Consider the following 8,745-nt stretch of genomic DNA (forward strand, 5'->3'; position numbering starts at 1 on the left):
GGCTCGAAGTCGTCGTACTCCCGCTCGGACTCGTCCCGTTCGGCCTGCTTGTCCCGGCGCCGCTGGGCGGCCGGGCGGGGCGCCTCGAAGCGGTGGTCCTCGCCGCGCCGGCCGAGCATCTCCGCGCCGGCCGTGACGGTCGGCTCCCAGTCGAAGACGACCGCGTTCTCCTCGGGGCCGATGGCGACGCCGTCACCGGAGCGGGCGCCGGCCTTCATCAGCTCGGTCTCGACACCGAGGCGGTTGAGCCGGTCGGCGAGGTAGCCGACGGCCTCGTCGTTGTTGAAGTCGGTCTGGCGGACCCAGCGTTCGGGCTTCTCGCCGCGCACGCGGAACAGCGGCTCCCCGTCGACGTCCTCTCGGGTGACGGTGAAGCCGGCGTCGTCCACGGCCTTGGGCCGGATGACGATCCGCGTCGCCTCCTCCTTGGGCCTGGCCGCCCGCGCCTGGGCCACCAGCTCGGCGAGCGCGAACGACAGTTCCCGCAGCCCCATGTGGGCGACGGCCGACACCTCGAAGACGCGGTAGCCGCGCGCCTCCAGGTCGGGGCGCACCATCTCGGCGAGGTCCTTGCCGTCGGGGACGTCGATCTTGTTGAGGACGACGATGCGGGGGCGGTCGCCGAGACCGCCGTACTGCCGCAGCTCCTCCTCGATGATGTCGAGGTCGGAGACGGGGTCGCGGTCGGACTCCAGCGTGGCGGTGTCCAGCACGTGCACGAGCACGCTGCACCGCTCGACGTGCCGCAGGAACTCCAGGCCGAGCCCCTTGCCCTGGCTGGCGCCGGGGATGAGGCCGGGCACGTCGGCGATGGTGTAGACGGTCGACCCGGCGGTGACGACACCGAGGTTCGGGACGAGGGTGGTGAAGGGGTAGTCGGCGATCTTCGGCTTGGCGGCGCTGAGCACGGAGATCAGCGACGACTTGCCGGCGCTCGGGTACCCGACCAGCGCCACGTCGGCGACGGTCTTGAGCTCCAGGACGACGTCCCGCAGGTCCCCCGGCTCACCGAGCAGAGCGAACCCGGGCGCCTTGCGGCGCGCGGAGGCGAGTGCGGCGTTGCCGAGCCCGCCGCGTCCGCCCTGGGCGGCGACGTACGACGTCCCGTGCCCGACCAGGTCCGCGAGCACGTTGCCGGCCTTGTCCAGGACGACGGTCCCGTCCGGCACGGGGAGGACGAGGTCCTGCCCGTCCTTGCCGCTGCGGTTGCCGCCCTCGCCGGGCTTGCCGTTGGTGGCCTTGCGGTGCGGGGAGTGGTGGTAGTCGAGGAGGGTCGTCACGGACTGGTCGACGGTGAGGATCACATCGCCGCCGCGTCCGCCGTTCCCGCCGTCGGGGCCACCGAGCGGCTTGAACTTCTCACGGTGGACGGAGGCACAGCCGTGGCCTCCGTTACCCGCGGCGACGTGCAGCTCGACGCGGTCCACGAAGGTGGTCATGGTGGGGTGCCTCCAGAGACGTATCAGGGGTTTCTTGTCTTAACACGCGAAAGGCGGACCCGCCTTCCCGACCGGGAAGTGAGGTCCGCCTCGCGAGAGTTTCCGATCAGGCGACCGGAACGATGTTCACGACCTTGCGGCCACGGTGGGTGCCGAACTGCACCGCACCGGCCTGCAGGGCGAACAGCGTGTCGTCGCCGCCACGGCCGACGCCGGCGCCCGGGTGGAAGTGGGTGCCGCGCTGACGGACCAGGATCTCACCCGCGTTGACGGCCTGACCGCCGAAGCGCTTCACGCCGAGCCGCTGGGCGTTCGAGTCGCGACCGTTCCGGGTGGACGATGCGCCCTTCTTGTGTGCCATGTCTCCTCAGTCCCTTACTTCGCAGCCGCGGGGATCTCAGTGACCTTGATCGCCGTGTACTGCTGGCGGTGGCCCTGACGACGGCGGTAGCCGGTCTTGTTCTTGTAGCGCAGAATGTCGATCTTCTGGCCCTTGTGGTGGTCCACGACCTCGGCCTGGACCTTGATGCCGGCCAGCACCCACGGGTCGCTGGTCACAGCGTCGCCGTCGACGACGAGCAGGGTCGAGAGCTCGACCGTGTCGCCGACCTTGGCGGTGGAAATCTTGTCAACCTCAACGATGTCGCCGACAGCAACCTTGTGCTGGCGACCACCGCTGCGCACGATGGCGTACACGCGGATCTCACTCTCACTCGAAGAACGGCATCCCCGCAGGCCAGCCGCCCGGCCAAGAACACGGACGACCTCTCCCGGACACCGGAGCACCCGGAAGGAAGAGGTTTACGGGGACGTGGCGGCCCCGATGGACACGCCGACGGTCAAGGTTACGGGGCCGTGGCCGAACGGGTCAAACCGGCCCCCGCAAGAGGGCCGGACCGACCGGACGGTTCAGCGGCCGAGGCTCTCCCGGTAGGCCACGCACGCCTCGTAGGAGGGAAGGAGGCCCTGGTCGCGGGCCTCGGCCAGGGTGGGGGCCTGCTCGTCCTTGGCGGACAGGATCGGGGTGAGGTCGGCGGGCCAGTCGATGCCGATGGCCGGGTCGAGGGGGGGAACGCCGTACTCCCGCTCGGGGGCGTACCCCTCGGAGCAGAGGTAGACCACGGTGGCGTCGTCGGTGAGCGCCATGAAGCCGTGGCCGAGGCCCTCGGAGAGGTAGACGGCGTGGTGGTCCCGGTCGTCCAGGCGGACCGTCTCCCACTGGCCGAAGGTGGGCGAGCCGGTCCGGATGTCCACGATCACGTCGAGGACCGCACCGCGCACGCACTTGACGTACTTGGCCTGGCCGGGCGGCACGTCGGCGGCGTGGATGCCGCGCAGGGTGCCCCGGCTGGAGACGGACATGTTGGCCTGGGCGAGCGTGAGCGGGTGGCCCACGGCCTCGGTGAAGACCGGGGCCTTGAACCACTCGTGGAAGCTGCCCCGGTCGTCGGGGAAGATCTTCGGCTCGTGCACCCAGGCACCGGAGAGGGAAAGGGGTCGCATGGAAGGGGTCCGTCCTCAGTTCTTCTTCTCGTTCGACAGTGCGCGCTTGACCCGGCCGGCGGCCCGGCGCCACAGAGGGCGGGGCTTGGCGGGCTGCTTCGGTGCCGGCTTCTTCCCGGCGGGCGGGGTGTGCCGGTCGATCACCCGGGCGGTGCCGTCGGCGGCGACCACCACGTCGACCGGGAGGCGGGTCCACTTCGCCTCGCCGCGGCCGGCCGACGGCACGCCGATCCGGACGGCCCAGCGCATCCCGGTGAGCTTCTCCAGCGGCAGCGCGGCGGTCACGGTACGGCCGTCGGTCACGGCGTCGGCCGGGTACTTGCCCACGTTCTTGCGCTCGAAGCGGAGCCGCACCGGGTCTCCGGCCTCCGCCGTGCCGTGCAGCGGCATCGGGAGCCGCACGGTGGAACCCTCGACCACGGCCCGGGCCGGGTCCATCAGGGCCACCGCCTCGCGCTCCAGCTTGTTCGTGTGCTGGTCGACGTCGAGGGAGAGGTTGCCCGGCCCGTCGGTCCAGTACGGCAGCACCAGCCGCCTCGGCTCACCGGTGAGCGCGGCCAGCCGTCCGGCGTCCACGTCCTCGCCGCGCACCGCGCCGAGCCGGGTCTCCTTGCTCCAGCCGCAGGACTTGATGCGCAGGTGCAGGTCCCACAGGCCCTTGTCCAGGGGCTTGCCCGCGGCCGCCGTCTCCGGGTCGAGGACGGCGCGCGTGGTGATCCGCTGCCGGAAGGCGCCGTCACCCGCGTCCAGGCGGTGCAGTTCGCACTCGACCGGGAGGTAGTACTGCGTGGCGGTCTCGCGGTGGCGGACCACCAGGTCCACGTCGCTCTTGTCGACCGGGGCGGCCAGGGAGATGTCCTGGCCGGCCAGCGCCTTGAGCGCCTCCTCGGACAGCGGCAGGCCGAGCAGGTCGCGCCCGCCCTCCCGGCGGAAGGTCATCGGCTCGCCGTCGACCTGGTACTCGGAGGTGAAGCCGATGTTCAGGACGCCGTCCTCCCAGGCCAGGGAGTCGAGGGTGCCGGTGGGCTTGATCCCGGCCTCCCAGTGGGCGAGGGCGCGGACGTCCTCGTAGAGGTCGGCGGCGATCAGCCCGGCCACCACCCGCTGGGTGGGGGCGACCCGCTTGAACACGCCCGGCCCGAAACGCTCGGTGACCACCCCGCGGATCTCGCGGTACAGCTCCTCGGCGTAGTCCTCGGGGAGCTTGAGCAGCCGGCTGCCGCGCAGCCGCTCGACCATCTCGTTGCGCAGCCAGCGGCTGAACAGCTTGTCGCGCAGCGGGCCGGGCTCGGTGAGCTCCTCGACCACGTCGAGGGCCTCGCGGAGGTTGGCGAAGTAGCCGACCGGGTCGAAGCGCTGGAAGCCGGCGTTGGAGCCGTCGTCACGGGTGATGTGGTAGTAGCACAGGTAGTCGCCCAGGACGGCGACGCTCTTCGCCCGCAGGTAGGCCTCGACGACGAAGACGTGGTCCTCCAGCCGGCGGCGGCCCTCCTTGAAGCGCATGCCGTGCTGCTGGAGGAACTCCCGCCGGAACATCTTGTGCGGGGTGAGGCTGTCGATCAGCGGAGCGTTCTCCACCGTCGCGCGCGGCCGGTTGACCCGGAACAGCTCCTGCGGGACCGGGCGGCCGATGCCCGCCATCTTGCCCACGACGACGTCGGCCTCGTTCGCCTTGCCGTAGTCGTACATCCGCTCCAGGGCCTCGTCGCCGAGCCAGTCGTCGTGGTCGACGAACATGACGTACTCGCCGCGGGCGGCGTCGATGCCGGTGTTGCGGGGCTTTCCGGACCAGCCGGAGGACTCCTGGTGGATGACGTGGAAGTGGGGGTGCTCGGCCGCCAGCTGGTCCAGCCGGGCGGGGGTCTCGTCGGTGGAGCCGTCGTCGACGAAGAAGACCTCGAACTCGTCGGGGGTGAGGCTCTGCCGGAGCAGACCGTTGATGCAGTCCTCGACGTACTTGCCCGGGTTGTAGACCGCGATGACGACGCTGACCTTGACTGTCACGCCGGGTTCTCCTTCTCGTGGACCCGGTGGATCTCCGGGAACGCCTCGGTGAGGGCCGCGCGCCAGTCGCGCAGCGGCTCGATGCCGGCCGCGGCGAAGCGCTCGTGGCCGAGCACGCTGTAGGCCGGGCGGGGGGCGGGGCGCACGAACGCCTCGCTGGTGGTGGGGCGGACCCGGTCCGGGTCGGTGCCGAGCAGACGGAAGATCTCGCGGGTGAGGCCGTACCAGGTGGTCTCGCCGGAGCTGGTGCCGTGGTAGACGCCCGCCGGGGCGGTACCGGCCAGGGCGCCGCGCCCCAGCTCGACCAGCAGGCCGGCCAGGTCGGCGCTCCAGGTGGGCTGGCCGCGCTGGTCGTCGACGACGTCGAGGGTGTCCTTGAGGCCTTCCAGCTTGATCATCGTACGGACGAAGTTGCCTCCGCCCGCTCCGTACAGCCAGGCGGTGCGCACGACGTAGCCGCTGTCGGGGAGGGTCTTCAGGACGGCCTGCTCGCCGGCCAGCTTGGTGCGGCCGTAGGCGCTGCGCGGCGCGGTGGGGGCGTCCTCGGCGTACGGCGTCGTGGCGTCGCCCGCGAAGACGTAGTCGGTGGAGACGTGGAGCAGGACGGTGCCGGTGCGGGCGCAGGCGGCGGCGAGGTGGGCCGGGCCGTCGCCGTTGATCGCGAGCGCCTCGGCCTCGCGAGTCTCGGCGTCGTCCACGGCGGTCCAGGCGGCGCAGTTGACGACCACGGCCGGGCGGTGGTGTTCGAGCGCCCGCCGCACGGCGTCGGCGTCCGTGAGGTCCAGCGCCGCCCGGTCCAGGGCGGTGGCCTGCTCCCCGGCCGCGGCCAGCCGGGCCAGCACGTCCTGGCCGAGCATCCCGCCCGCCCCGGTGACCAGCCAGCCGGCCGGCGTGTTCCCCTGTTCCTCTGTCGGGTTCATCCCTCTTCCTGTCCTCCGTACCGGATGCCGCGGCCCCGGGCGGGATCCGGGGCGCGCGGGAAATGCCTGAACGGGCCCGGGACGTTCCCGGGCCCGCGTGAGACGGGTGACGCGTCAGCTCAGCGCCGCGCGCTCCTTCAGCGGCTCCCACCAGGCGCGGTTGTCGCGGTACCACTGGACGGTTTCGGCGAGGCCCTGCTCGAAGCTCTTGCGGGGCTCGTAGCCCAGCTCCTCGCGGATCTTCGTGCAGTCGACGGAGTAGCGGCGGTCGTGGCCCTTGCGGTCCTGGACGTACTCGACGCTGGTCTCCCAGTCGGCGCCGCACGCCTTCAGGAGCAGTTCGGTGAGCTCCTTGTTGGAGAGCTCGGTGCCGCCGCCGATGTTGTAGATCTCGCCCGCGCGGCCCTTGGTGCGGACCAGCTCGATGCCCTGGACGTGGTCGTCGATGTGCAGCCAGTCGCGGACGTTGCCGCCGTCGCCGTACAGCGGGACCTTCTTGCCGTCGAGGAGGTTGGTGACGAAGAGGGGGATGACCTTCTCGGGGAAGTGGTGGTGCCCGTAGTTGTTGGAGCAGCGGGTGACGCGGACGTCCAGGCCGTGGGTGCGGTGGTAGGACAGCGCGATCAGGTCGCTGGACGCCTTCGCCGAGGAGTAGGGCGAGTTGGGCTCCAGCGGGTGGGTCTCGGGCCAGGAGCCCTCGTCGATCGAGCCGTAGACCTCGTCGGTGGAGATGTGCACGAAGGTCTTGATGCCGGCCCGGTGCGCGGCGTCGACGAGCGTGTGGGTGCCGACCACGTTCGTGCGGACGAACTCCGCGCCGCCGTCGATGGACCGGTCGACGTGGGACTCGGCGGCGAAGTGCACCACCTGGTCGTGCTCGGCCATCAGCTTGCCGACCAGCTCCGGGTCGCAGATGTCGCCCTGCACGAAGGCGAACCCGGGGTGCTCGCGCACCTCGTCGAGGTTGGCCGGGTTGCCCGCGTACGTCAGCTTGTCCAGGACGGTGACCGAGACGTCACCGGGGCCCTGGGGGCCGAGCACCGTACGGACGTAGTGCGAGCCGATGAAGCCGGCACCGCCGGTCACCAGGATCCTGGTAGTCATGAGGAGATCTGCACCTTGCTGTGATCACCGAGCACGAGCCGGTGGGCCTTGGGGTTACGGGGGGCGGGCGTGACCTCGACGTCGCGCCCGATGAGCGAGGCCTCCACCCGGCGCACGCCGGTCACGGACGCACCCCGCAGGACGATGGAGTACTCGATTTCGCTGTCCTCGATCCGGCAGCCCTCGGACACCGAGGTGAAGGGGCCGACGTACGCGTCGTTCACCACCGTACCGGCGCCGATGACCACGGGCCCGACGATCCGGCTGCCGCTGACCCGGGCGCCTTCCTCGATGCGCACCCGGCCGATGATCTCACTGGCCTCGTCCACCGTGCCCGCGACGTGGGGCTCCAGGGTCTCCAGGACGGACCGGTTGACCTCCAGCATGTCGGTGACGTTGCCGGTGTCCTTCCAGTAGCCGGAGATCGTGGTGGAGCGGACGTCCCGCTTCTCGTCGATCAGCCACTGGATGGCGTGCGTGATCTCCAGTTCGCCGCGCCAGGACGGCTCGATGGAGCGGACGGCCTCGTGGATGGCCGGGGTGAACAGGTAGACGCCGACGAGGGCCAGATCGCTCTTCGGCTGCTTCGGCTTCTCCTCCAGGCCCACCACGCGGCCGTCGGCGCCGAGTTCGGCGACACCGAAGGAGGTGGGGTTGGGGACCTTGGTCAGCAGGATCTGCGCGTCGGGCCGCTCGGTGCGGAACTCCTCCACCAGGCCGGTGATGCCGCCGACGATGAAGTTGTCGCCGAGGTACATGACGAAGTCGTCGTCGCCGAGGAAGTCCTGGGCGATGAGCACGGCGTGCGCGAGTCCCAGGGGCGCTTCCTGCGGGATGTAGGTGACCTCGATGCCGAACCGGGATCCGTCACCCACCGCCTCACGGATCTCGTCCGCGGTGTCGCCGACGATGATCCCGACCTCGGTGACCCCGGCGTCGGCGATCGCCTCCAGGCCGTAGAAGAGGACGGGCTTGTTGGCGACCGGTACGAGTTGCTTGGCGGAGGTGTGGGTGATCGGACGGAGGCGGGTGCCCGCTCCCCCGGAAAGGACGAGAGCCTTCACGTGTGGCGCCCCAATACTGTGGACCTTGATAGGGGCGAAGAGCCCCTTTTGTCTGATTTCGCAGTCAATCTGTGGGCACATCATAACCACGTGCCAGGAACAACGATTCACCGGCCATTCACGTATTCGAACTCCTGGTGGCCGCTCTCCTGACAAAAAATGATCCGCCCCCGGACGGGACCGGGGGCGGATCACAATCACCGAACGATTCGGAGATCAGTCCTCCGTCGAGGCGGTCACCGACGACGACGGCTGCCGGGCCGCAGCAGCGGTCTTCTTCGACGCCGTCTTCTTCGCGGTCGTCTTGGCGGTGGTCGTCTTGGTGGCGGCCGACTTGGTGGTCTTGGCCGCCGCCTTCTTGGCCGTCGTCTTCTTGGCGACGGTCTTCTTGGCCGCCGTCTTCTTCGTGGCGGCCTTCTTCGCCGTGGCCTTCTTGGCCGCCTTGCGGGCGGTCTTCTTGGCCGGGGCGGCCTCGGTCCCGGCCTCGGCCTCGGTTTCGGGTTCGGCTTCCTCGACGGGCGCCTCGGCAGGCGCCACCTCCGCCACCGCCTCCGCCACCGACGGGACGACCACGACGGCCGTCTCCTCGGACGCGGTCGACGTGCTCGGCTTGCGCACCGCGCGGCGGCGCGGGCGGGCCGGGGCCCCGGTCTCGGCGGGGGCCTCGGACGGGGCTTCCTCGGGCTTCGGCGCGGGTGCCTCGGCGACCGG

General features: G+C 70.8%; 8 protein-coding genes and 1 pseudogene. All 9 read right to left on the bottom strand.

The genetic code is table 11. The features are described from left to right. A partial coding sequence (gene obgE / locus B7767_RS22105; RefSeq protein WP_085573738.1) for a GTPase ObgE occupies positions 1 to 1,439 on the bottom strand: 1,439 nt, incomplete at its 3' end. 106 nt (positions 1,440 to 1,545) lie between these two features. Beyond that, positions 1,546 to 1,800 (bottom strand): 50S ribosomal protein L27, encoded by a 255-nt coding sequence (gene rpmA / locus B7767_RS22110; protein WP_003976205.1) that lies wholly within the window; start codon positions 1,798 to 1,800, stop codon positions 1,546 to 1,548. Between the two features lie 14 nt (positions 1,801 to 1,814). Then, entirely contained in the window at positions 1,815 to 2,135 is a 321-nt protein-coding gene (gene rplU / locus B7767_RS22115; protein ID WP_004931419.1) for a 50S ribosomal protein L21, read from the bottom strand. A gap of 213 nt (positions 2,136 to 2,348) precedes the next feature. Then, the gene (gene rfbC, locus B7767_RS22120; RefSeq protein ID WP_085573733.1) at positions 2,349 to 2,942 is read right to left on the bottom strand and encodes a dTDP-4-dehydrorhamnose 3,5-epimerase; all 594 of its coding nucleotides are present in this window, start codon (positions 2,940 to 2,942) and stop codon (positions 2,349 to 2,351) included. Between the two features lie 15 nt (positions 2,943 to 2,957). Continuing rightward, positions 2,958 to 4,946, bottom strand: a complete 1,989-nt coding sequence (locus B7767_RS22125; RefSeq protein ID WP_085573734.1) for a glycosyltransferase — start codon at positions 4,944 to 4,946, stop codon at positions 2,958 to 2,960. Then, positions 4,943 to 5,866 carry a dTDP-4-dehydrorhamnose reductase gene (gene rfbD, locus B7767_RS22130; protein WP_085573735.1) on the bottom strand — a complete coding sequence of 308 codons (924 nt, stop codon included), beginning with the start codon at positions 5,864 to 5,866 and terminating at the stop codon, positions 4,943 to 4,945. The genes B7767_RS22125 and rfbD overlap by 4 nt, the downstream gene beginning before the upstream one ends. 114 nt (positions 5,867 to 5,980) lie before the next feature. Then, entirely contained in the window at positions 5,981 to 6,970 is a 990-nt protein-coding gene (gene rfbB, locus B7767_RS22135; protein ID WP_085573736.1) for a dTDP-glucose 4,6-dehydratase, read from the bottom strand. Beyond that, positions 6,967 to 8,034 (bottom strand): glucose-1-phosphate thymidylyltransferase, encoded by a 1,068-nt coding sequence (locus tag B7767_RS22140; protein WP_085573737.1) that lies wholly within the window; start codon positions 8,032 to 8,034, stop codon positions 6,967 to 6,969. The genes rfbB and B7767_RS22140 overlap by 4 nt, the downstream gene beginning before the upstream one ends. A gap of 216 nt (positions 8,035 to 8,250) precedes the next feature. Next, positions 8,251 to 8,745 (bottom strand): annotated as a pseudogene (locus B7767_RS22145) (ribonuclease E/G); the annotation flags it as partial.

Origin of the sequence: Streptomyces sp. 13-12-16, assembly GCF_002114215.1 — a bacterium.
In the GTDB taxonomy this organism is placed as follows: domain Bacteria; phylum Actinomycetota; class Actinomycetes; order Streptomycetales; family Streptomycetaceae; genus Streptomyces.